At 58.9% G+C, this 23,904-nt stretch carries 22 protein-coding genes and 1 pseudogene; 8 read left to right on the top strand and 15 right to left on the bottom strand.

Annotated features, from left to right (window positions below):
- From Q0C28_RS15125 to Q0C28_RS15160, 8 genes and pseudogenes are all read right to left on the bottom strand, one after another.
- A pseudogene (locus Q0C28_RS15125) lies at window positions 1–156 on the bottom strand (amino acid ABC transporter ATP-binding protein); the annotation flags it as partial.
- Window positions 149–1,084 carry an ornithine cyclodeaminase family protein gene (locus tag Q0C28_RS15130; protein ID WP_293577014.1) on the bottom strand — a complete coding sequence of 312 codons (936 nt, stop codon included), beginning with the start codon at window positions 1,082–1,084 and terminating at the stop codon, window positions 149–151. The pseudogene Q0C28_RS15125 and the gene Q0C28_RS15130, both read right to left, overlap by 8 nt.
- A gap of 3 nt (window positions 1,085–1,087) precedes the next feature.
- A complete protein-coding gene (locus Q0C28_RS15135) occupies window positions 1,088–2,227 on the bottom strand; it encodes an FAD-binding oxidoreductase (protein WP_293577016.1) in 1,140 nt (379 codons plus the stop codon).
- Window positions 2,220–3,716 carry a M81 family metallopeptidase gene (locus Q0C28_RS15140; RefSeq protein WP_293577017.1) on the bottom strand — a complete coding sequence of 499 codons (1,497 nt, stop codon included), beginning with the start codon at window positions 3,714–3,716 and terminating at the stop codon, window positions 2,220–2,222. Before Q0C28_RS15140 ends, Q0C28_RS15135 begins: the two co-directional genes overlap by 8 nt.
- Window positions 3,713–4,681: an agmatinase gene (gene speB / locus Q0C28_RS15145; protein ID WP_293577018.1), complete on the bottom strand. Its 969-nt coding sequence runs from the start codon at window positions 4,679–4,681 to the stop codon at window positions 3,713–3,715. The genes Q0C28_RS15140 and speB overlap by 4 nt, the downstream gene beginning before the upstream one ends.
- A 5-nt stretch (window positions 4,682–4,686) precedes the next feature.
- A complete protein-coding gene (locus tag Q0C28_RS15150; RefSeq protein WP_293577019.1) occupies window positions 4,687–5,370 on the bottom strand; it encodes an ABC transporter permease subunit in 684 nt (227 codons plus the stop codon).
- Between the two features lies 1 nt (window position 5,371).
- Entirely contained in the window at window positions 5,372–6,088 is a 717-nt protein-coding gene (locus Q0C28_RS15155) for an ABC transporter permease subunit (RefSeq protein WP_293577021.1), read from the bottom strand.
- A gap of 78 nt (window positions 6,089–6,166) precedes the next feature.
- Window positions 6,167–6,970, bottom strand: coding sequence for a transporter substrate-binding domain-containing protein (locus Q0C28_RS15160; protein ID WP_293577023.1), 804 nt, complete (start codon window positions 6,968–6,970; stop codon window positions 6,167–6,169).
- 117 nt (window positions 6,971–7,087) lie between these two features.
- On the opposite strand from Q0C28_RS15160, the gene Q0C28_RS15165 reads away from it, so the two are divergent.
- Window positions 7,088–8,008, top strand: a complete 921-nt coding sequence (locus tag Q0C28_RS15165) for a LysR family transcriptional regulator (protein WP_293577025.1) — start codon at window positions 7,088–7,090, stop codon at window positions 8,006–8,008.
- Window positions 8,009–8,178: 170 nt separating this feature from the next.
- Here Q0C28_RS15165 and Q0C28_RS15170 read toward each other — a convergent pair whose 3' ends face one another.
- The 4 genes from Q0C28_RS15170 to Q0C28_RS15185 form a co-directional block, all read right to left on the bottom strand.
- Window positions 8,179–8,964, bottom strand: coding sequence for a carnitinyl-CoA dehydratase (locus Q0C28_RS15170; protein ID WP_293577027.1), 786 nt, complete (start codon window positions 8,962–8,964; stop codon window positions 8,179–8,181).
- A gap of 69 nt (window positions 8,965–9,033) precedes the next feature.
- Window positions 9,034–11,064, bottom strand: a complete 2,031-nt coding sequence (locus Q0C28_RS15175; RefSeq protein ID WP_293577028.1) for an acetate--CoA ligase family protein — start codon at window positions 11,062–11,064, stop codon at window positions 9,034–9,036.
- Window positions 11,065–11,288: 224 nt separating this feature from the next.
- Window positions 11,289–11,600 carry a SelT/SelW/SelH family protein gene (locus Q0C28_RS15180; protein WP_293577029.1) on the bottom strand — a complete coding sequence of 104 codons (312 nt, stop codon included), beginning with the start codon at window positions 11,598–11,600 and terminating at the stop codon, window positions 11,289–11,291.
- Window positions 11,601–11,603: 3 nt separating this feature from the next.
- Window positions 11,604–12,767: an acyl-CoA dehydrogenase family protein gene (locus Q0C28_RS15185; protein ID WP_293577030.1), complete on the bottom strand. Its 1,164-nt coding sequence runs from the start codon at window positions 12,765–12,767 to the stop codon at window positions 11,604–11,606.
- An 87-nt stretch (window positions 12,768–12,854) separates the two neighbouring features.
- On the opposite strand from Q0C28_RS15185, the gene Q0C28_RS15190 reads away from it, so the two are divergent.
- From Q0C28_RS15190 to msrA, 7 genes are all read left to right on the top strand, one after another.
- The gene (locus Q0C28_RS15190) at window positions 12,855–13,811 is read left to right on the top strand and encodes a helix-turn-helix domain-containing protein (protein WP_293577031.1); all 957 of its coding nucleotides are present in this window, start codon (window positions 12,855–12,857) and stop codon (window positions 13,809–13,811) included.
- A gap of 110 nt (window positions 13,812–13,921) precedes the next feature.
- Window positions 13,922–15,724 carry an adenine deaminase gene (gene ade, locus Q0C28_RS15195; protein WP_293577032.1) on the top strand — a complete coding sequence of 601 codons (1,803 nt, stop codon included), beginning with the start codon at window positions 13,922–13,924 and terminating at the stop codon, window positions 15,722–15,724.
- Window positions 15,721–17,187, top strand: coding sequence for an AMP nucleosidase (locus tag Q0C28_RS15200; RefSeq protein WP_293577033.1), 1,467 nt, complete (start codon window positions 15,721–15,723; stop codon window positions 17,185–17,187). Before ade ends, Q0C28_RS15200 begins: the two co-directional genes overlap by 4 nt.
- A 142-nt stretch (window positions 17,188–17,329) precedes the next feature.
- Window positions 17,330–17,617, top strand: a complete 288-nt coding sequence (locus Q0C28_RS15205; protein WP_293577034.1) for an HU family DNA-binding protein — start codon at window positions 17,330–17,332, stop codon at window positions 17,615–17,617.
- 131 nt (window positions 17,618–17,748) lie between these two features.
- Window positions 17,749–18,696 (top strand): DMT family transporter, encoded by a 948-nt coding sequence (locus Q0C28_RS15210; RefSeq protein WP_293577035.1) that lies wholly within the window; start codon window positions 17,749–17,751, stop codon window positions 18,694–18,696.
- Between the two features lie 140 nt (window positions 18,697–18,836).
- Window positions 18,837–19,286, top strand: coding sequence for a peptide-methionine (R)-S-oxide reductase MsrB (msrB, locus tag Q0C28_RS15215; protein WP_293577055.1), 450 nt, complete (start codon window positions 18,837–18,839; stop codon window positions 19,284–19,286).
- On the top strand, window positions 19,283–19,804 hold the full coding sequence (gene msrA, locus Q0C28_RS15220; RefSeq protein ID WP_293577036.1) for a peptide-methionine (S)-S-oxide reductase MsrA: 522 nt from the start codon (window positions 19,283–19,285) through the stop codon (window positions 19,802–19,804). The genes msrB and msrA overlap by 4 nt, the downstream gene beginning before the upstream one ends.
- A 142-nt stretch (window positions 19,805–19,946) precedes the next feature.
- Here the strand turns inward: msrA and Q0C28_RS15225 are convergent, their stop codons facing one another.
- The 3 genes from Q0C28_RS15225 to Q0C28_RS15235 form a co-directional block, all read right to left on the bottom strand.
- Window positions 19,947–21,953, bottom strand: coding sequence for a hydantoinase/oxoprolinase family protein (locus Q0C28_RS15225; RefSeq protein WP_293577037.1), 2,007 nt, complete (start codon window positions 21,951–21,953; stop codon window positions 19,947–19,949).
- 136 nt (window positions 21,954–22,089) lie between these two features.
- A complete protein-coding gene (gene queG, locus Q0C28_RS15230) occupies window positions 22,090–23,142 on the bottom strand; it encodes a tRNA epoxyqueuosine(34) reductase QueG (RefSeq protein WP_293577038.1) in 1,053 nt (350 codons plus the stop codon).
- A 71-nt stretch (window positions 23,143–23,213) separates the two neighbouring features.
- Window positions 23,214–23,879 (bottom strand): glutathione S-transferase family protein, encoded by a 666-nt coding sequence (locus Q0C28_RS15235; RefSeq protein ID WP_293577039.1) that lies wholly within the window; start codon window positions 23,877–23,879, stop codon window positions 23,214–23,216.
- Window positions 23,880–23,904: the final 25 nt, after the last annotated feature.

Here is a 23,904-nt window from a genome sequence, read left to right on the forward strand (position 1 = left end):
AACAATCCGCTCGCCCTGGTTCACGGTCAGATTGATGTCGCGCAGCACGTGGAACGAGCCGTACCACTTGTTCATGCCGTTGATTTCGATGGCGACCTCGTCGCTCACCTGCATTTTGGAACGATCGATTGCGCGGTCAGATATAAGTTCAGACATCACCGCGCTCCTCAATCGCGGTGCGCGCAGCGGCCAGATCCATGACGGCATTTCCAACGGATTTGAACAGGGTAATCTCGCTGTCATCGCCGCGCCCCACCCTGTCTTGGCAGAGAGCGTAGAGATCGCCCAGAATATCCGTCTGCGAGATCGCGCCCGTTTCCAGGGGCGTTTTCAACTCCCCCGCCTCAATGGCTGCAAATCCCGTATCAACAAACAATCGCGCGCGCTGCAGAGCGAGATCATCTGCTTCCCGCATGTCTGGTGTAAAAGCACCAATCAGATCCACATGCTGTCCAGGCACCAGCCACGCCCCCTGCAGCAGCGGCTCGGTCGCGAGGGTCGCTGCGCTGATGATATCGGCCTGCGGGACAGCCTTGGCCAGATCCGTCACCGCCTCAGCATCCCAGCCATCGGCGCGCAGTTTTGCCGCCAGCTGTTCCGCCGCCGCGGGGAATACGTCCCAGACCCTTACGGTATCTATCGGGCGGACCGTGGCGAAAGCGTGTGGCAATTGCGCGGCAACTTTTCCTGCGCCAAGCAGCAACAGTCGCCTAGCATCCGCCCTTGACAGATGGCGTGCACCTAAAGCCGAGGCAGCTGCCGTGCGCCGGGCGGTCAACACCGCCCCATCCAGCATTGCCAAATGCGCCCCCGTGGCCCGGTCAAACACCAAAACAGACCCAGCAATCGCTGGCAGATTGCGGGCCGAATTGCCTGGCGTTGCGGTGACCACTTTCACGCAGCCCACACTTTCGGTCCAAGCGGGCATCAGAAGCAGGGTGGCGTCGGGTTCCCCCTGCATCGGCATTGTGTGGTGGTGACGATCCGGTGCCGCCAATCCACTGGCAAACAAGGCCTGCATCTGATCGATCAACTCTGGAAACGGCAGCGCGTCAGCGGTGGCTTGGGCATCAAGAACTATCATGGCTCAGCTTTCGTAACGGGAGGGGGAGAACAGCGCAGGATCCACCCCTGCTTTGGTCACATTGGTGGGCATGTCCGTGCCAGTCAGCAGGGCAGCTGCGATCTGTCCGACAGCGGGAGAGGTCTGGATGCCGTAACCGCCGACGCCCGCCAGCCAAAAGAACCCCGGCACCTGGCCGGAGTAACCGATTACCGGCAGTCGATCCTCGGCAAAGGTCCGCAACCCCGCCCAACTGTGGGCGATATGGTTGACCTCCAGCGTGGAGCACTCGCTGAGGTAATGGGCGGCGTAGGCCACATCGAGTTCTTCTGGCCAAGCATCATGTGGATCGACCGGTGTCTCATCCGCGGGGCTGATCATCAATTGGCCTGCGTCGGGCTTGAAGTAAAAGGCCTCATCAATCTCATTGACTTCCGGCATCTCGGATAGGTCATAGCCGGGAACCTTGACGCTGATCGCGGTGCGCCGATGTGGCACAATTCGCAACGGGTTTGCCCCAAACAGCGCTGCAACGGGATCAGCCCAAGCGCCCGCTGCGTTGACAACAGTTCGTGCGCGCAGCTCACCAGAGCTGGTCTCCAAAATCCAATGGTCGCTTTCGCGTCGAGCACTGAGGACAGCAGCCGATTGACGGACCGTGACACCATTGGCTTTGGCCCCGCGTGTGTACCCCTGCAGCAGGTTTTCGACTTCGACATCCCAGCAATCAGGATCATAGAAGGCCGCTTTGACCCACTCTGGATCCAGAAACGGGACCTTCTCTAGCGCTTCTTCCACGCTCAGCAATGCAACAGGACGGGCGCCTTCGGGCGCATTTGCACGTTCGCGGTCATAGACCTCTCGCAGGTGATCGGCTTTGTCCGAATCTGCGATCAACAGGTTGCCACGAGAGCGCAGCAAATCCACATCAGAGAAACCGGTGGGCGGATCCATCACGAAATCTGCGCTGGCCTGCGTCAGATGCCCGACCACTGTCGAGTGGAACCTCCGGGTGAATTCCGCAGCAGAGCGGCCCGTCGCATGATAGCCCAGTGAACTTTCCTGCTCCAAAAGCGCGACCGACCGCTGACCCTGCAAAAAGTAGGCAACCGATGCGCCCGTGATGCCGCCGCCAATGATGGCGATATCCAAAATCTCAGACATGTCTCTCATCCAAAGGGAAAACAGGGCGACGCAACCGCGTGTAGCTGCGCCGTTTGACGTCAGGTGTGCAGAGACCGCCCGCATCGGTGATGATGATCTCTGACGCGATTGGTCCAAAAGCGCCTTTGAAATGCTGCATCGACTTGACCGCCAGCACAGATTTTTCTGAGGGTTCTATGCCCACCGTGCGAAAGATATTGCGATCCAGCATTTGCATCCAATCCGACACGATCATGATGTCGAGCCCCTGGACCCGTAGGCAGACGCTCAAGCCGCACGATCCTGGCAGACCCGTGAACATAGGCCCTTCGAAGGTGAAACGACCATCGCTTATGGCGGTGACTGTGCCGGTCACCTTCAAGGGCCCGCCGCCCACGGAGGGATCTGTCTTGCCGCCGATCGAGAGCGTTACCTCGGCGCCAATTCCGTGGGCGGCGAGCTCACGAGCGGCGTCAGGGTCAAACAGCGCCCCGGCAGCCGCATTTCCAATTCCCGCATCAAGCATTGATGCGATCAAAGCTGTGCAATCGCTGTAGGCGCCCGAACCAGGGTTGTCAGAGAAATCAGCCACAACCATCGTACCGCAATCAGCTGCAGCACTTTTCAGCCTTTGGATGCAGTGCTCCAGCGGGATCGGCAAATCCCATTGATCTCGGAAAGACCAAATGCGGTCGCAGATACGCTGGGCAACCGCATCGGCGGTCGCTTCGCTGGCCTGTCCGGAATTATATGTCACCAAAACCGATGGACCAGCAGCCCAGACATCGGCGTCGGTGAAACCTGCGTTGATAGCAACATTCAGGATGCCCGCCGCCTGTTTTTCGCGTTCGGCGTCTTCCAGCAGACGGCACATCGGACCGTCTTCGGTGGTGCGGCCATCGTCACAGCCAACAAGCATTGGCGGGCGGCGGATCAGCAGCTTTGGCGTGATCTCCCCCTCGAGCGCGCGGTGCAGCAGTTCGCAGGCTTCGACGCCGACCTCGCGCATGTCAACATGCGGATAGGTGCGGAAGGAAACGGCGATCTGCGCCAGATCCGCGGTTTCATCAAAGATGTTGGCGTGCAGGTCCAAGGTTATAGCCAGGGGAATGTCATGGCCAACAACGGCCCGGATTTCGCGCAGGAACTGGCAGTCTCCGTCCTGATCCGTTTCGGTCACCATTGCGCCGTGCAGAGCGACGAAGACCGCATCGAACGGCCCCTGTTCTTGCAAGCGGCGAGTGCATTCAGCCGTGATCTCTGCGCGCGCAGCCTCGGTCACTGGTCCATTCGGCTCGGCATGGGCGGCGGTGATATAGACCGGGTCCCAGCCACGTGCCTCGGCAACTTCGATTGCACCGCCGACTTCGGAGCCGGTGCCGCGGAAATTGGCAGGAATTTCTTCGCCCTTAAAATAATGCGAGGCGTGGAAATCATCCATTCCGGTACGCATCACTGTAAACGTGTTGCTTTCGTTGATGAATTCGATAATGGCGACGCGATGGGTCATGATGCGCCCTTTCGCTGGGCGGCGCGGGCGCAGATGTATTCAAGCGCCAGTGAGGCCCCAAGCAATGCGGTCACATCTGCATGGTCATAGGGTGGTGAAACCTCGACCAGATCCATGCCGACAAAGTTCATGTCCACGCTGCCGCGCAAAAACTGGATGATATCGTTGGGAGTGAGACCATCCACCACCGGGGTGCCGGTTCCTGGGGCATAGGCCGGATCCAGACTATCGATATCGATCGACAAATAGGCCGGGCGGTCGCCTACCACTTCGCGGACGGTCTGCAAGGCACCGCGCCAGCCGTGTTCATGCAGCCAATCACGATAGAGCACTGTCATCGGATCATCGTGATCATAAAAGGTACGGATGCCAATCTGAACCGAGTGTTGCGGGTCAATCAGCCCTTCTTTCATCGCGTGATAGACAAAGGTGCCGTGATCAAACCAATCGCTCTTCTGCGTGTCACGGTGGGCGTCAAACTGTACCAATGCCAGCGGCCCATGTTTTTCAGCATGCGCTTTCAAAGCGGTATATGTGGTGCAGTGATCTCCACCCAGCATAAGCGTCGTAGCACCCGCAGTCGCAATATGCCGCGCCATTGCAATGGCGCTATCGCGCATCTGTTCTACCTGGCCGCGTCGAAAGGGGACATCACCGCAGTCCACCACCGAAAGCACATCAAAGGGGTCAAAGCCCCATGGCCAGACTTCTCCCCATGCCAACTGCGCGGAGGCCTCGCGCAGCGCGCTTGGCCCCAGCCGCGCACCTGGACGGCCAGACGTGGTCAAGTCAAAGGGGATGCCATAGACGCCAATGTCGACCCCAGCCATATCCACAGAAGGACGTCGCCGCATGAAAGTGCGGATACCGGAGTAGGGCATTTCCACATGGGTTCCGTCCGGACCGGGGGTCGTCTGGAACACGCCCTCGCGGCCAAACACGATATCATCTGCCTGTAATTTCATTCTTGTTATCCTTTGGTTTGCAGCCAGACATTGCGGTTTTCCATCCACCGCCACAGCGCCTCGATCACCAGAACCACCAGCAGGTAGTTCGCCGCTGCGATGTAAAAGACGCTCAGATCGAAGGTCTCGCCGAACAGATATCGCGCCTGGCCCATGACATCGCGCACGGTGATCACGCTCACCAACGCAGAGGCCTTGAGAAGGAGCACCAACTCGTTGCCGAACGCGGGCAACATACGCGCCACGGTGATCGGCAGGATCAACAAGCGGAAGCGTTGCACCTTCTGCAGCCCCAAGGCCAACCCGGCCTCAATGGTGCCCTTTGGAATGGCCAATATACCGCCGCGCAAGATTTCAGCCTGATAAGCGGCGGAATTCAGGGTGAAGGCCAGCAGACCGCAATAGTAGGCATCACGGAAGAACCACCAGAGACCCAGGGATTTGAATTCCTTATGGAACTGCCCCAACCCGTAATAGATGATGAAAATCTGCACCAAGAGGGGCGTGCCGCGCACCAGATAGATGTAGCCATAGGCAAGCCAGGACAGGAAACGGTACTTGCTGAGCCGCGCTGCAGCCAGCGGCACCGCAACAAAGAAGCCGAACACAAAGCCCAGGATTGTCAGGCTCACGGTGTTCTGGAGCCCGTGCAGCCACAGATCCGCATTGTCGGTCAGATGGTTCAGCATCTCAGCGCCCTCCCACCAGATTGCGGTTGGCGCGGGCCTCCAGAACGGTCTGGGTCTGCCCGGAGAGGAAAGCCAACACCACATAGACCAGTGCCAGGATCGAGTAGAAGAAAAACGGTTCGCGAGTGGTGGCAATCGCCATGTTGGCGTAGCGCATCATATCGTTCACAGCGATGATCGAAATCAGGGAGGTGTCTTTCAGCAGGATCAGCCACAGGTTCCCGAAAGCCGGGATCGCATGCCGCCACATCTGCGGCAGGATCACCAGAAAAAACGCCTGACCACGGTGCAACCCCATGGCAGCGGCGGCCTCGGACTGGCCTTCCCCCACTGCCTGATAGGCAGAACGGACCACTTCTGACCCCAAGGCAGAGAACACCAGCGTGAGCGCGACAACCCCAGCAGCAAAGGCGTTCAGCGAGATATTGGCGCCTTCGACAAACAGGCCCGCGCCTAGGTTCAGGAGGCTCTGCAGCTGATAGTAGATGATGATCAGCGTCAGGATCTCCGGCAGGCTGCGAAACACGGTCGTATAGCCATTGGCCAAACCCCGAACCCATTTGGATTTGGCGTGTTTGCCCCAGGCAATGATAAAGGACATCGCAAGAGCGCAAGGGGCTGTCACCAACGCCAGCGCCATGGTCACCCAGAAGCCGCGCAGCAATTCATCCCCCCAGCCTTCGTCTCCGAAGGCGAGCAGTGAAAACAGTTCTGTCATGGAGGATGCTCCTTACTGCCGGACCCACCGATGCGGCCCGAAAGGCCGGGCCCGCGCCACGCGCAGACCCGCTCCCACTCAGTTGCCCAAATGCTCGGAGGCTTTCTTGGGCTGGGTCATGATGTCGAAGGCAAAGTACTCACCACGGATCTTTTCGTAGGTTCCGTCAGCCACGATATCCGCCAAAGCCGCGTTCAGCGCATCGCGCAGGTCGGTGTCATCCTGGCGAACCGCGACGCCAGTGCCCTTGGCAAAGTCCGGCAGGAAAGCCTCGCCCACAAACTCGCAGCAGCCGCCGTCCTCGCTCTTCAGCCAGTCACCCAGCACAAACTGGCTGGCCAAAACCAGATCAACTCGGCCGGTTTCCAGATCCAGAAGCGCGTCATCCAGTTTTGGGTAAAGCTTCAGCTCGCTGTCGGGGAAATAGTCTTCCAGAATATCGACCTCGCCGGTGGCAGACTGGGTGCCGATCACCAAACCCTTGAGGTCGGCGGGCAGAGCGTTTTCCAACCCGTGACCTTCAGCAGCCACAAAGCGAATACCGTTGAAGTAATAGGGATCGGTGAAGCTGACGATTTTGCTGCGCTCGTCGGTGATCGACATTGATGCGATGATAGTGTCGAATTTATCCGCGTTCAGCGCCGGGATGATACCATCCCAATCGGTGGTCACCCACTCACATTTGACCTCCATCCGTGCACACAAAGCGTTGCCGATATCGATGTCGAAGCCTTTGATCTGGCCTGCGCTGTCGAAGACGTTGAACGGCGGGTAATAGCCCTCGGTGCCCATGCGGACCACTGTGTCCTCGGCCAGAGCGCCCGTCGCCCAGGCTGTGGCGCAGACAGAGGCGACGGCTGTCATCGCGAGTTTTGCAAACATAGTGTCCTCCCGGTGGTTTGCTGATCTGATGCAGGAGGATCCACGAGGCCGGTCTCTAACTCAAATTTATAGTTTTGAGGATTAGTATTTATCAGATTTATGATATAGCATGCAGGCATGAGTGACTTTGCCCGCAATCTAGACTGGAACCTGCTCTACACGTTTATGGTGGTGGTGCAGAATGAGAGCATGACAAAGGCGGCGGAAGAGCTGTTGCGCTCACAACCTGCCGTCAGCCTGGCGATTAAGCGGCTGGAAGAGAGCACAGGCAAACCTCTGCTGACCCGCAAGGGAAACCGATTGGGGGTTACGCCGGCAGGACAGGCTCTCTATGAACGGGCCAGTGAGATCTATTCGACGATTTCAAGGCTTCCCCTAACGTTCGATGCCGCCCCACGCGCGCTGAGCGGCAAGATCACCATTGCATCCATAGATCATGTTGAATGCGGGGAATTGAACAGCCGCCTGTCGCAGTTCTTTGCGCGATATCCTGGGGTCGAGCTGGAGATTTTGATTGCGACAACCGCCGATGTGATCCGGATGGTTGAACTGGGCACCGCAACCATTGGCATTTGCGACGGCGTCATTCCAAAGAAACTAATGCATGCCGAACTGCTGAACGAGAAATTCGGGCTCTACTGCGGCGCCAACTCTCATCTTGCGGGGCGGAGCGATGTGTCAGCGATTGACCTACGTGGCGAACCTTTTGTCGGCTTCACGGCCGATGTGCTCGGCGGCAGCCATATGGGGGACGTTACCGCTTACCGGGCGCGCGCCTCGATCGGGCAGAATGTCAGAGGGCAGTCCAGCCATGTCAACGAAGTTCGCCGCATGATCGAATGTGGCATTGGCATTGGCTTTCTTCCCATCCACTTAGCAGCCCCCCATGCCGAAAAGGGCACATTGTTCCGCCTGCCACCATATGAAGATGAGCCCTGCGCGAAGGTCTATCTCATTACAAATAAGACGATTTCATTGTCTGAAGCGGAATACTTACTCTTGGAGGAAGCGTTTCAGAACTGGCCCGACAGCGCGTAAGCCTCCGGCATCTCATAGACGTAAAAGACGGCGATGCTGGCCAAGGATGGCACAGCAGCCTCCGTCCACCCAGTGTGGCTATCCGCCCCATGTGGTCAAATGTGATCAAGGACGCACACCATAAGGATAGCGCCCTCTTTCCGCACGGTCATGAACGGCGGAACCTGCGCTCAGCGGCCTTTCCACACAGGGTCGCGTTTTTCGGCAAACGCTCGGGCACCTTCCATCTGGTCTTCGCTGTCGTAGAGCACATCAACGCTGCGCAGTTGGCGTTTGGTGATGCGGTTCATTGCGTCCTGGAATTTGGCATCTTCTGCGTCGCGCACGATCTCTTTGATCGCTGCGTATACCAGGGGCGGGCCGGAGGCGAGCAAACGGGCCAAATCCCAGGCCCGGTCCATCAATTGGTCAGCCGGGGTGATTTCGTTCACCAGGCCCCAGCGCTGTGCCTCCTCGGCATCAAACCACCGTCCGGTCAACAACAGCTCCATGGCGATATGATAGGGAATGCGCTTTGGCAATTTGATCGATGCCGCATCGGCCACAGTGCCGGAGCGGATTTCCGGCAAAGCAAATGTGGCATGCTCCGCCGCCAGGATCATGTCCGCGGACAACGCCAGTTCAAGACCGCCCCCGCAGGCAATGCCATTCACCGCGGCGATCACCGGTTTGTTCATATCGCGCAGCTCTTGCAAGCCACCAAAACCACCGACTCCATAGTCCCCGTCGACCGCATCTCCTTCTGCTGCTGCCTTAAGATCCCAGCCTGGGCAAAAGAACTTCTCTCCACCCCCGGTCAAAATGGCCACCCGCAGATCTGGATCATCTCGGAACCCGCGAAACACCTCGCCCAACACCCGGCTGGTCTGCAGATCAATTGCGTTGGCCTTGGGCCGATCCAACGTCACTTCGAGGATGACCCCATCACGGCGGGTTTTTACGGGGGTAGCGGTCATCTGGTCTCCTCCTGGCACATGCGATGCCCATTTTTGTCTGGTCGGGTGGTAGCTGATCGGCCGTGCGCCCTAGTACTTTCGACGGATCAGCGCATCCGCTGCGACGGCATCCTCGGCCGTGCACAACAGCGGGTTGATCTCAATTTCTTCGAGCCCCAGCGCGTTCTCAAGAACATAGGCCTCCACTGCACGGATAGCGGCAAAAATGGCCCCGCGATCGGCCGCAGGTGCACCCCGGAATCCTGCGAGCACTTTGCCCAGGCGCAGGCTGTTCAGCGCCTCCTCCAGCTGCGCATCCGATGCAGGCAACAACACCGAAGCGCTGTCCTGCATCACTTCCGTCAGCGTGCCACCTGCCGCCAGGGTCATGACGAAGCCATGCGCGGGATCCTTGACCACACCAATCAGCAGCTCAGCCACAGCACCGGTGACCATTTCCTCGATCAGAAATTGACGAGCAGGCATGGCATGGGCCGCATCGCTGACCGCCTGACCCGACTGAAGATTCAAAACCACCGCCCCTGCTTCGGTCTTGTGGGCCACGCCTTCGCCTTTCAACACAACGGGGAAGCCCAGATCCACCGCAACCGCTCGAGCATTGGTGGCAGAGATCGCCCGCTTGGAGCGGGGCACGCGCAAACCATAAGCCGCCAACTGACGCTTGGCCTCTCCTTCAGGGATCAGGTCTGGCTCCACTGTCGGCGTCGGCAGAAGCACAGGAGCCGGAGCATCAGGTTCCGTCCTGCTGGCCGCCTCACAGGCGATGATGGCGTCACGCAGGCCAGAAAACGGCACCACCCCGGCGGCCATCAACCGCTCGGCCACGGCTTCCGGCATCAATTCGGGCAGTGTCGCAATGAAACCGGCATTGGCGCCCGTTTGTTCCCGCGCCGCGATAAGCGCCTCTACCGTACATTCCCAATCAGACGGATCGCAGCGATCGGCCCGCGGGAAATCAGCAATCAGCATCGTCATTGCTAATCCAGGGTCCATCATTGCGGCAAAGGCCTGGGTCATCGCCTCGGTGTCGCGCCATATGTAGGTGTGATAATCCAGTGGATTTGCCAGCGCCACCATTGGGCCGAGCGCCTGCCGCAGATCTGCTTTCTGGCGCGCTGTGAGCGGTGGAAACTCCACGTCGCGCTCATGGCCTATGTCGGCGGCCAGGCTTGCCTCACCGCCAGAACAGCTGATTGTCGCAATCCGGTTAGAGGGCAAGCGACCCGCCACATGCAGCAGTTTCAGCGTCTCCAGAAAAGATGACAAATCATCTAGGCGAGGTATCCCGAGACGCGACAGCAGGGCTCCGGCACCGGCGTCGCCACCTGCCAAAGACGCCGTATGCGACACGGTTGCGGCCTGTGCCTCTGCCGAGCGCCCCACTTTGAGCGCCACAATCGGCTTGCCCAGGGCACGCGCCCGTGCGGCCAGTGCCTCAAAGGACCGCAAATCACCAAAGCCTTCGATATGGAGCCCAAGCGCGGTGACCCGATCATCCTCCAACAGCGCTTCGCCAATCGCGGCAATCCCGGATTGCGCCTGATTGCCAGCGGTCACAACGTAGGCCAGCAGCAACCCACGCATCTGCATGGTCAGATTGATGGCAATGTTGGAACTCTGGGTGACCAGAGCGACACCCGTCTGCGTGCGCGTGCCACCATGCTGGTCAGGCCACAAAAGGGCACCGTCAAGATAATTGATGAACCCATAGCAATTGGGGCCAAGGAAGGGCATCTCCCCTGCTGCTGCCAACAGCCGTTCCTGCAGATCTGCCGCTTCGGCATCCTCGGCTGCAGCCTCCAAAAACCCGGAGGCAAAACAGACCGCTCCGCCTGCGCCCCGGGCGCTCAGTGCCTGAACCACGTCCAATGTGGCAAACCGGTTTACCCCAACAAAGGCCGCATCTGGCGCAGCGGGCAGACTGGCGACATCCGGAAAGGCTTGCAGATCGCAAATGGTCTCCGCCTTTGGATGAACGGGCCAAATGGCCCCCTCAAAACCCATCCGGCGGCATTGCTCGATCACCAGCCGACACCAGGCGCCGCCTCCAATCACAGCAATTGATGAGGGCCGAAAAAGGCGAGAGAGGTCACGTGTCATGGCAGCGGATCCGCGGTTTGAGAGTTCGGGAGCCTCCGGCGGGGATATTTCCGGCAAGAGGAAGTAAGCAATTGTTAACCTGAATCACACCCAATGGCTGTGCGGAACAGGCGGGGACGCCGATGACCGTGCAAGGGGAAGAGAGCGTCATTCTCTTTCGGGGGCGGCTCTTGCGGGCCGCCCCTTTCCTCTTGCCCGAAATATCCCCGCCGGAGGCATCCGACCTATCCTTTCAAGCTGCGGTCGATATGGCCAAGATCCCGGTCAGGTTCGATCTGATCACGGACGCGGGATTTCAGTTCTTTCACATCCGGAAAACCGCCATCCCGTTTGCGGTCCCAGATCAACACATCGTCCAAGTGGATTTCGAATATTCCGCCCATTTCGCCGGGCACCAATGTGACCCCGCCAAGCTGATCTTGAAAGGTCTGCAACAGCTCTTGCGCCATCCAGCCGGCCCGGAGCAGCCAATTGCAACCGATGCAGTAGGTGATGGTCACGCGGGGTCGCGTTTCGGGCGAAGCGGGTTGGGTCAAGGATCAGCCTCCGACGGTGCGCAGCATCTCGCGGCTGATAATGTGCCGCTGGATTTCACTGGTGCCTTCCCAAATACGCTCTACCCGCGCATCGCGCCAGATGCGTTCCAGAGGCACCTCGTCCATCAGCCCCATGCCACCATAAATCTGGATCGCCTCGTCCGCGACAAAGGCCAGCATCTCGCTTGCTTTCAGTTTTGCCATCGACATGTCGCTTTCGGTGACGGTGCCCTGGTCAAACTTCCAGCCCGCTTCCCAGGTCAAAAGATTGGCAGCCTTCAGCTCCAACGCCATATCCGCAAGTTTGAAGGACACTCCCTGGAATTTACCGATCTGCTGACCAAATTGCTTGCGTTCTGCGGCGTAGTTCAGAGCCAATTGCAGGGCGCGGTCGGCGCGGCCAAGACACGTGGCTGCCACCTGCAAACGGGTTGCCCCGAGCCAGGTGTTAGCGACTTCAAACCCCTTATCGACCTCGCCAAGGATTGCGGAAGACGGCAGCCGACACTCATCAAACTCCAGCACCTGGTTGGTATATCCCCGATGGCTCACATTGCTGTAGCCTTCGCGGACCTCAAATCCCGGCGTGCCCTTGTCGACAAAGAAAGCGGTGATTTTCTTTTTGGGGCCGCGCGGAGTGTCTTCGACACCTGTGGCCATAAAGCAGATGGCGAAATCAGCAATATCTGCGTGGCTGATGAAGTGTTTGGTGCCGTTCAGGATCCAATCGTCACCGTCCCTGCGAGCGGTGGCTTTCATGCCCCGCAGATCCGAGCCGGCGTCCGGTTCGGTCATCGCCAGGCAATCCCACTTTTCCCCTTTCATACAAGGAAACAGGTATTTCTCCTGCTGCTCTGGGGTGCCCGCAAGCAGAATGTTTGACGGGCGCGCCACCCCGGTCCAGTGGAGGGCGTAGTTCGCCCGGCCCAACTCTTTTTCATACATCAGCCAAGTCAGGGTATCGAGACCGGCCCCACCGACTTCCTCTGGCATATTGGCGGCATAAAGACCCGCCTCCATTGCTTTTTTCTGGATGTCGCGGATCACGTCTATATCCAGATCGCCACTGCGTTCGATCGCCGCCTCATGGGGATAGAGTTCTTTTTCCACGAAAGCCCGCGTGGTTTCCACGATCATGGACTGTTCTTCTGTCATTGCGAACTGCATCGGTTTCTCCCGCTTGGGCGTATCTGTTGACTTGCCGGTAAGCCTAGGTAGGGATGAGGAGGACATCGTGCAGAATTGGACCATTTCATGCCGGATTGGAAAAAACAACACGCTGCACCGCAGCAGATTGATCTGCTGTTGTTTGATCAGTTTTCCGGCCATTGCCTTGCCAACACGGTGGAGCCATTGCGCGCCGCCAACAGCTTTGCTGGTCGTGAGGTCTATGCCTGGCGGTTTTTGACCGTGGACGGGGCCAGCGCGGTGTCGTCTGCCGGGATGGAGGTGCGCGCGCAGATACCTTTGGCCCGGGCCGAGGGCGATATGCTGATTGCCATGCCTAGCTATGGGTATCGCCGCCACGCCACCGACGCCACTGCACGGGGTCTGCGAGCCGCAGCCCATCGCTACCGCGTTCTGGCGGGCTTTGACACGGGCGCCTGGCTTCTGGCACAGGCCGGATTGCTGGACGGCTATCGCGCAACCATCCACCGAACAGAAATGGAGGATTTCGCAGACAGCTTCCCGGATGTTTCCACAACATCGGATCGGTTTTTATGGGATCGTGACCGGCTTACTTGTTCGGGGGCGATGGCAGCTTTTGACGGCATTCTTGATCTGATCGGACAACAGCAGGGCCAGGCTTTGCGTCTGGATGTCGCTGATCTGTTCATGAGCGCGGAAACAGAACAGGGCCAACCAGGTGGTCAGTTGAGGACAGCGGTACGCAGCAAGACGCTGGCCCGCGCGATCGCAGTGATGGAGCGCCATCTGGAAACGCCTTTACCTCTGAGCGATGTGGCACGCCAATGCGGCCGCAGTTCACGAGAGCTGGCGCGCCGAACGCAGGCCGAACTGGGCGCGACGCCGCAACAGCTCTATCGGCATCTGCGTCTGAAACAGGCGCGCAAACAGGTGCTGGAAACAGATTTCAGCATTGCGGAGATCGCCCTACGGTGCGGCTATGAAGATCCAAGTGCCTTGACCCGCGCCTTTAAGGCGGAGTTCCAGACGACCCCCCGAGCGCTGCGCCGCGATATTCGCTAGCAGATGTTGGCAGGCGCCAAAGGATCTTCAGGATTCCCAAAAGACAGCTAATGTTTGCGCTATACCTGTTCTGGCCTTGCACTCCACAGGCTAATCAGGACAATTGGCACATGACAGATATCGCATTCCCAAGCTGGCCCGACGTCGCCCCCCAATTGATCGAAGTTGCCGCAGGACGCCGCCCTGCTGAGACCGTGATACGCGGTGGGATCTGGGTCAATGTCCATACCCGCGAGGTGCTGGACCAGCATGATATCGCGATATGCGCCGGGCGCATTGCCTATGTTGGCCCGGACGCGGGTTATTGCATCGGCCCTGACACCCAGGTGATCGAGGCTGAGGGCAGGTATATGATGCCCGGGCTGTGCGATGCGCATATGCATATTGAATCCGGCATGCTGACCCCGGCAGAATTTGCCCGCGCGGTGATCCCGCATGGCACCACAACCATGTTCACCGATCCCCATGAAATCGCCAATGTGCTTGGCTTGGCGGGGGTGCGTCTGATGCATGACGAGGCACTCCTGCAACCTGTCAACATATTCACCCAGATGCCCTCCTGCGCGCCTTCGGCACCGGGACTGGAGACAACAGGGTATGAGATTTCTCCCGAAGACGTGGCAGAGGCAATGAGTTGGCCAGGGATCATCGGGCTTGGCGAAATGATGAATTTCCCTGGCGTGGCGCAGGGCGATCCCAAAATGCTGGCGGAGATTTCAGCAACACAACGGGCTGGCAAAACCGTCGGCGGGCATTTTGCGTCCCCCGATTTGGGCCGTGACTTTGCCGCCTATGTCGCCGGTGGGCCAGCTGATGACCATGAAGGCACCTGCGAAGCGGATGCGATTGCACGGATGCGTCAGGGCATGCGGGCGATGGTGCGCCTTGGCTCTGCATGGTACGATGTTGAGGCCCAGATCACAGCGATCACGGAAAAAGGGCTCGATCCGCGCAACTTTATCCTGTGCACAGATGATTGCCATTCGGGCACGCTGGTGCAGGACGGGCATATGAACCGGGTCGTGCGCCATGCCATCGACTGTGGCTGCGATCCGCTGGTCGCCATTCAGATGGCAACCATCAACACCGCGACCCATTTTGGGCTGGAGCGTGAATTGGGCTCGATCACACCTGGTCGCCGGGCGGATATCATCCTGACCTCTGATCTGACCGCATTGCCGATCGAAATGGTGATCGCACGCGGCCAGATCGTCGCTGAGGACGGCGAGATCAAAGTCGACTGTCCGCACTTGGATTGGCCTGACAGCGCCCGCGGTACGGTGCATCTGGGTCACTCTTTGACGGCACAGGATTTCGAGCTGGCCGCGCCTGCTGGTGCCGAGAACGTCACAGCAAATGTGATTGGAGTGGTAGAAAACCAAGCCCCGACAAAAGCACTGCAAGCGCAACTGCCCGTCCGCGCTGGGCTGGTGGAGGGCACGGAGGAGATCTGCCAGATCGCCCTGGTGGAGCGCCATCGCGCCACTGGCGGTGTCACCAATGCCTTTGTTTCCGGGTTTGGATACAGTGGGAAAATGGCAATGGCCTCAACCGTGGCCCATGACAGCCACCACATGATTGTCGTTGGTACGGACCGGGCCCAGATGGCGCTGGCGGCGAACCGGCTGGCCGAAGTCGGCGGTGGCATAACCATTTTCCGCGACGGACAAGAGCTGGCATTGGTCGAACTGCCGATTGCCGGCCTGATGTCCGACAGTCCCGCCACCGAGGTCGCTGCCAAGGCGCAGAAAATGGTTGATGCCATGCAGGCCTGTGGCTGTTCGCTGAACAACGCCTATATGCAGCACTCGCTCTTGGCGCTTGTCGTTATACCCGAATTGCGGATCTCTGACCTGGGTCTGGTCGATGTGCGCAGTTTCAAGAAAATCCCTGTGATAGAGCCGCTTTCATGACAACCATAAGAACACCTGATCTCCCCGCCGCAGAGGCCTTTACCGATGCCGCCGCCGCCGTTGCCCGATTGGAGCAACTGTACAAAGGTGCCACGCAATTTCTCTGTGCTGAATTTTCCCGTGTCATTGGCGATGGCACCGCCGTGCCCTATCGCATTCGCGCCTACTACCCGGAAATTCGACTGACCACCTCTTCGTTTGCGCAGGTGGACAGCCGGTTGAGCTTTGGCCATGTGTCAACGCCCGGCACCTATGCAACCACGGTGACCCGGCCAGATCTGTTTCGCAACTATCTGATCCAGCAGATCAGCCTGTTGATCCGCAACCACGGTCAGCCTGTGACCATCGCGGTATCCGACACACCAATCCCGGTCCATTTCGCTGTTGCCGCTGATCCAAATCTGACAGTGCCTCATGACGGTGCCGCAGGGTTCACCCTGCGGGATGTGTTTGATGTGCCGGACCTTGCGACCACAAACGATGATATCGTCAATGGCACCCACGCGACGACCGAGGGCACAGGACCGCTGGCCCTATTCACTGCACAGAGGGTGGATTATTCGCTGGCGCGCCTGTCGCATTATACCGCGACCGATCCCGCGCATTTCCAGAACCACGTGCTGTTCACCAACTACCAGTTCTACGTGGCCGAATTTGAAGCCTATGCACGCGCTCAACTGGCGGACCCAACGTCAGGGTACACCAGCTTTGTCAGCACCGGGGACCACGAAATCACCTCCGCAGAGGCGGAAATCCCGCCCATTGCCAAGCTGCCGCAAATGCCAACCTATCACCTGACCCGTGCGGACGGCAGCGGTATTACCCTGGTGAATATCGGCGTCGGCCCATCCAACGCAAAGACCGCGACAGATCATATCGCGGTGTTGCGCCCCCACGCCTGGTTGATGGTTGGCCACTGCGCAGGTTTGCGCAATACGCAAACGCTGGGCGATTTTGTTCTGGGCCATGGCTACCTGCGCGAAGATCACGTTCTGGATGACGATTTGCCAATCTGGACCCCGATCCCGGCGCTGGCAGAAATTCAGGTCGCACTTGAAAATGCTGTGGCCGAGGTCACCGAGCTGGAGGGCTATGATCTGAAACGGATCATGCGCACCGGCACCGTTGCGACAATTGACAATCGCAACTGGGAGCTGCGCGACCAATCCGGTCCAGTGCAGCGCCTGTCGCAATCCCGTGCCATCGCGCTTGATATGGAAAGTGCGACCATCGCAGCCAACGGCTATCGCTTCCGCGTGCCCTACGGCACCTTGCTTTGCGTATCGGACAAGCCACTGCATGGCGAATTGAAGCTGCCTGGCATGGCCTCCGATTTCTATCGCACCCAGGTGGCCCGGCATCTGCAGATCGGAATTAAAGCCATGGAGCAATTGCGCGGCATGCCTTTGGAGCGTCTGCACAGCCGAAAACTGCGATCATTTGACGAAACAGCCTTTCTTTGAGGGCTATTTTCGACCAAAAACGAGCAAATACCCCTATTTTATTGGGCCAGATGCCACACAATGCGTTGTGTTATGACACAACATAACGCTAAGGTTACGCAAAGAGGCCCCATAAATCGGGCAGTGACAAGGAGACCAAAAAATGTCCAAACCAATGACCAAGACCCAGCTTGTTGCCGCTCTGGCCGACGAAATGGGCAGCGACAAGAAAGCTGCAGGCGCCGCTCTGGACGCCGTTTGCGCGCTGATCACACGCGAAGTTTCCGGCGGCGGTGCGGTTACCCTGCCAGGCGTTGGCAAGATCTACTGCCGCGAGCGCCCAGAGCGCGAAGTGCGCAACCCGGCCACTGGTGAAAAGTTCACCAAGGAAGCCGACAAAGTCGTGAAAATGACGATCGCCAAAGCGCTGAAAGACAGCGTGAACGGCTAAGGCCATATCACGATTGCTTTCGTGAGTTGGGTCGTCCTTTGGGCGACCCTTTCTTTTTGTCCGCCAACCCAATTGGGCGGGCGCCATTCTCAGCCCACTCAGCCGGGCAGCGATGCAAATGGGAGACCGCGATGGATCTGCGCGCGATTGTGATGGGGCTGGCGTTTGCGTTCATGTGGTCGTCCGCCTTTACTTCGGCGCGGATTATTGTGGCCGATGCATCGCCGCTTTACTCTCTGGCACTGCGGTTTCTGCTGTCCGGTTTGATCGGGGTGGCCGTTGCCCGCTGGATGGGCCAGAGCTGGAGGTTGTCAGCAAGCCAATGGCGCGCCACGCTTGTGTTCGGCATCTGCCAGAACGCGCTATATCTCGGCCTGAATTTTGTTGCGATGGAAAGCATAGAGGCATCCCTGGCGGCGATCATCGCCTCCACCATGCCCATGCTTGTGGCCATTGCACTTTGGTGCCTTTATGGTGAACGGCTGCCCCTGCTGGGCAGTGTTGGGCTGGCGGCAGGGGCCGTTGGGGTGGCGTTGATTATGGGCACAAGGATCAACGCCGGGGTCGACCTGATGGGTGTGCTATACTGCGGGATCGGCGTATTGGCGTTGACCTTGGCGACCCTTGCATTGCGCGGGGCCACATCGGGCGGCAATTTCATGATGGTGGTTGGCCTGCAAATGCTGGTGGGGTCAGCCGTCTTGTTTGTGGTGGCGCCGCTGGTCGAAACCTTCCGCATCACACCGAGCTGGTCATTGGCGCTGGCGTTCCTCTACACCACTTTGGTACCAGGTCTGGCGGCCACGTTGATCTGGGTCCTGCTGGTGAACAGGATCGGGGCGGTTCGCGCCGCGACCTTCCACTTCTTAAACCCCGTCTTTGGTGTTGCGGTCGCCAGCGCATTGCTGGGCGAAACGCTGGGTGTCTTGGATCTTGTCGGCGTTGCGATTGTCACCTTCGGGATTCTCGCCGTGCAAGTGTCACGGCAAAAACTGCCGTCCACAGCAGCGCCCCTTAAGGCGGACAACGCCAGCGCGGAACACAGTGCAAAGCCGTCGATCAACACTGAAAGCCGCTGAGAGCTTTGGTCATTCAACCGCCAAGCAATCCCTTATGCGGCGCGACCAAGAACACAGCCACGTCAGATGTTGAAATACCACTTTGCCTTTTTGCCCGGCACACCCCATTTACAGATCAACCAAAGCAAACGGAGGACATGATGCGCAGCTACACCAAAGACCCCGACGCGATTGCGGCCCTCTCGGAAGAAGAATACTACGTCACCCAACAATCCGGCACGGAACGGCCCGGCACCGGGCGCCTATTGGGGAACAAAGAGCCAGGCATCTACGTTGATATCGTATCCGGAGAGCCGCTGTTTGCGTCCTCTGACAAATATGAATCCGGATGCGGCTGGCCCAGTTTCACCAAACCTATCGAGCCTGCACATGTTCAGGAAATCGCAGACCACACCCATGGTATGATCCGAACCGAAGTGCGATCGACCCATGGCGACAGCCATCTGGGGCATGTCTTTCCCGATGGCCCCCGTGACCGCGGTGGGCTGCGCTATTGCATCAACTCCGCCTCTCTGCGGTTCATTCATATCGACGATATGCGCGCCGAGGGATATGGCGATTACATCGATCAAGTAGAGGACAGACCATGAGCACCGCAACCGAACGCGCCGTCCTGGCAGGGGGATGTTTCTGGGGCATGCAGGATTTGATCCGCAAGCGTCCCGGAGTGCTGAAAACCCGTGTCGGCTATAGCGGCGGCGATGTGCCCAATGCCACCTACAAAAACCATGGCACCCATGCCGAAGCCATCGAGATCATATTTGATCCACAAGAAACCAGCTATCGCGACCTGTTGGAGTTCTTTTTCCAGATCCACGATCCCACCACGGTGAACCGTCAGGGCAATGATATTGGCACCAGCTATCGCTCGGCGATCTACTACGAAAACGATGCACAGAAAGCCGTCGCATTGGACACAATTGCCGATGTGAACGCCTCGGGGATCTGGCCGGGCAAAGTTGTGACCGAAGTGGCAGCTGTCAGCGATTTCTGGGAAGCGGAGCCTGAGCATCAGGACTACCTTGAGCGATTGCCAAACGGCTACACCTGCCATTTCCCGCGCCCTGACTGGGTCCTGCCCAAGCGCAGCGACAGCGCAGACGAGTGAACTGAAACCAAAAGAGCCCCGGAATATACCGGGGCTCTTTTTTTGTTCCGGCCAGTTCGCTTTGGCCAGTTCGCTCTGGCCTGCTGATTTGACCCTGAACATTTGACCTGTTGGTTAAGGTCTGTGTTCTCTGCCACCTGGGTCAGGCATGGGCGATCCGGGGTCTGCCGCTGGCCTCAACAGTCAAAAACGCCTCGACAAAGACATCGCGTGATTCAACGCGGGCTGTGCGAATGTCGCGCTCGATCACCGTTGCGATATCCTCTGCACCTGCGGCTTCAGCGGCACCCATAGCCTCTTGGGTCAGATGCGCCTCTAAGAGAGCCAATGCATCCTGCGAAGACTGCACATCCTGCGGCCCGCCTTCCAAATGCACGCGATACTTCCCCTCGGAGGGCGAGGTCACGGTGCCGCTGCGACGCATCGTGATGCGCCCAACAACAGCACCAATCGCATTGGCGACGCCCGCATGTTCCGGCAGGATCATCTTGCAGCGCAAGCGCTCGCCGACCGCTGGATAGTAGCTTGGCGCCGATGCACCCAGACCCACCACATCGACATTCAAACCACTCTGCAATGCGACCAGACCGCGATGCCCGGCCAAACCACGCTGCATCAGAATGTGACGCGCCAATTGATCTGGTGGGGGGCCAAACGGATCGGCTTCCTCTGCAAAAGCCGTTTCCAGCAGGGTCAGCGATGTCTGTTCTGTCATCTGATCAATGATCATCTGTGCCAGCGACGGCGCATCTGGCGCCAGGCGATCCCCGGACCCAACCCGGCGGCGGGCAAAGAGCGTCAGTGCCTTTTCTGCGGCCTCACCATCCCAGGCCGCCAGCCGCCCAAGCACATGGCTGGCATCCGATGGGGTCACCCCTGACACCTGGACCAACCCACGATCCACAAGCCGCATCAACGCACTCTGTTCGAGGCGGGTTTTAAGGATATCGCCAACGGGGTGCGTTCTATCTGCAATCCGCTCCAAGATGCGGGCCTCTCGGTCGGCGAGGCCAATAGCGGATTGGCCGGGTACCGCGCACACGAATTGCCCGTCGTATTCCCCCACGGTGGACGCACGCAGCTGCTTGTCCAAAGTCGCATGCACCAGTTCTGGCGCGCCCATCGCCACCAGGGATACGGGCAAGACACGGCGCGGGCCCAGCGTCACGCCTCCGGCAATGCCAGAGCCGACCAGATGGACCTGGCTGTCCCCACCCAGGCCGGATGTACGCATCGCGACGGCCTCCACCATGGTGCGAAACCCGCCGACCTGCGCGCCAGCCGGATCAATCTTGGGCTTGCCATTTTCGATCAACGCCACATCTGTGGTTGTGCCGCCGATATCGCTGACCAATGCGCGGTCAACGCCTGTCAGCCAACGCGCCCCCACAAGGGAGGCTGCAGGTCCGCTGAGAATGGTTTCAATCGGGCGGGCGCGCGCCTGCTCGGCCGACATCAACGCGCCATCGCCGCGCACCACCATCATCTGCGCAGAGATGCCAAGTTCAACCAGCCGAGCCTCAGCACGACCAATCAACCTATCAATCATCCCGATCAACCGCGCATTCAAAACGGCCGTAAGAGCCCGTTTCGGGCCATTCAAACGGGCGGATAGCTGATGCGAACAGGTGACGGGTATGCCCGTCTGTTCCGCAATGATCCGGGCCACTTCCTGTTCATGGGCGGGGTTTCGCGTGGCAAATTGCCCGGCGACCGCAAAGCCGCTCACATTGGCGCCGTCAGATTTCAAAAACGCCTGTAGCGCGTCGGTATCTAGGGCGGCAGCTTCACCTCCTGCATGGTTGTGGCCACCTGCCAAAATCAGCGCGGGATCCCCCTTCAGCGCCTCGCGCAGGCCATGGCGGTCCAGATCGTTCTGCGAAAACCCAATATAGATCAGCGCGACGCGGCCACCCTGCCCTTCGACCAAAGCATTGGTGGCAAGCGTTGTCGACAAAGCGGCCAGCGTCACATCTTCGGGGGCCACCGCCGCCTCTTGCAAAACGGCCTGCACCGCTTTGCCCACACCAATGGCCAAATCCTGCCGTGTGGTGAGCGATTTGGCCGTAGCCAGAACCTCTTTTTCATCACGGATGATCACCGCATCGGTATATGTCCCGCCGGTGTCCACACCCAAGAGCAGCGTCATTGATAGTCCTCCTGTTCGCGCTCCAACGCCCTAACAACGCGAATGCGGCATCGCATGTCTGGAAACGGCATATCTGGAGTTTCTTGCATTGCCCTCTCGCCCTGGCTGCGCAGCTGACGCGCGGCGCCCCAATGGCTCATTGCAACCGACCGACCGCCCAACGGGCCGCATCAGCCACCGTTGGATCGGGGTCATCTGTCAGCGTCTGCGCTACGGGCAACAAATTAGGCTGCTGAGAGTTGCCAATTGCATAAAGCACATTGCGGACAAACCGGTCTCTGCCAATGCGTTTGATCGGAGAGCCAGAGAACAAAGCGCGGAACGCCGCGTCATCCAGTGCCGCAAGATCCGCGAGTTTTGGTGCGGTAAACTCTGGCCGTGCTTCGTAGCGGATGTCGCTTGCAGCCACCGCAAACTTGTTCCAGGGGCAGGCCGCCAGACAATCGTCACAGCCGTAAATCCGATTGCCGAGTTTGGCGCGCAGCGTTTCGTCCACCGGACCTTTGTGTTCAATGGTCAGATAGGAAATACAGCGCCGGGCATCCAACTGGTAGGGCGCTGGGAACGCATCGGTGGGGCACGCATCCAAACAGGATCGGCAGGATCCACAATGATCCTGTTCGGGCGCATCAACTGGCAAATCCAGCGTGGTAAAGACTGAACCGATAAACGCCCAGTTGCCCCAATCACGGCTGAGCAAGTTGGTATGCTTACCTTGCCAACCGAGGCCAGCGGCCTGGCCCAGCGGTTTTTCCGGCACCGGCGCTGTGTCCACAAACACTTTGACTTCGGCATCGTCACCATGGCTTTGGGCCTCGGCAATCAACCAGCGGGCCAGGCGTTTCAGCCGTTTCTTGACCAGATCATGATAATCCTTGTTGCGGGCATAAACCGAAATCGCGCCACGATCCGGCTGTCCAAGGATATCTGTGGGATCTGCGTCGGGGGTGTAGCTTTCGGCCAACATGATCACCGACCGCGCCTCCGGCCAGAGCAGAGCGGGATCACCACGCCAATGACTTCGCTCCGCCATCCAACCCATCTGGCCGTGATATCCAGCGTCAAGAAAGGCCTGCAACCGGGCGGGCACATCTGGCACGTCCCACGGCCGGCAGATACGGCAGGACACAAACCCTTCGGACAGGGCCTGTTCAACCAGCTTCTGCTTGATGGGGGACGCTTCCGTCATCTGGCCAAAACTGTCCTAAAGCTACGCCGCGCATTACCGCAACCATGGCAAGAAAGCCTGTCTCAATCTGGTTAAAAATCAAGATCCGCGTAGTGCGGCGGCGGGCTGAAACCGGGGATCTGATCCGCCAAGATCGACCGAAATGCTGGCCGTGATTTGATTTTGGCATACCAGTCTTTGACCACTGCCGACCGGTTCCAATCGACGTCAGAGATGTAGTCCAGTGACGACAGATGTGCCGCGGCTGCGAAATCCGCCAAAGTCATCTGATCACCAGCAAGCCAGCGTCGATGATCAAGGAGCCAAGCCAGATAATCGAGATGGTATTTGATTGCCCTGGCACCAGCCTTCACATTGCTGCTGTCAGGATAGCCCTGGCCTGTGACCTTTTTGTTCACCCGCTCATAGAGCAGTTTTGACGTGACTTCATTGTGGAACTTATCGTCAAACCAGCTGACCAGCCGGCGCACTTCGAAGCGGCCATCAGGATCAGACGGCATCAGGGACGGATCTGGTCGGGTCTCCTCCAGATATTCACAAATCGCAGCACTTTCCGCCATCAGTTTGCCATCCAGACGGATCACCGGCACTTTGGCCGCAGGGTTGCGGCGCAGAAAATCAGCCTCTTTTTCCCAATAGCGTTCCTCAACCAGCTCAACCTCGATCCGCTTTTCCGCCAAAGACAGGCGTACTTTGCGGCAAAACGGGGACAAAGGCACATGATAGAGGCGGGCCATGGGATGCGGGGTCTCCTGTTGCAGA

Origin of the sequence: Phaeobacter sp., from assembly GCF_022825805.1 — a bacterium.
GTDB lineage: Bacteria > Pseudomonadota > Alphaproteobacteria > Rhodobacterales > Rhodobacteraceae > Phaeobacter.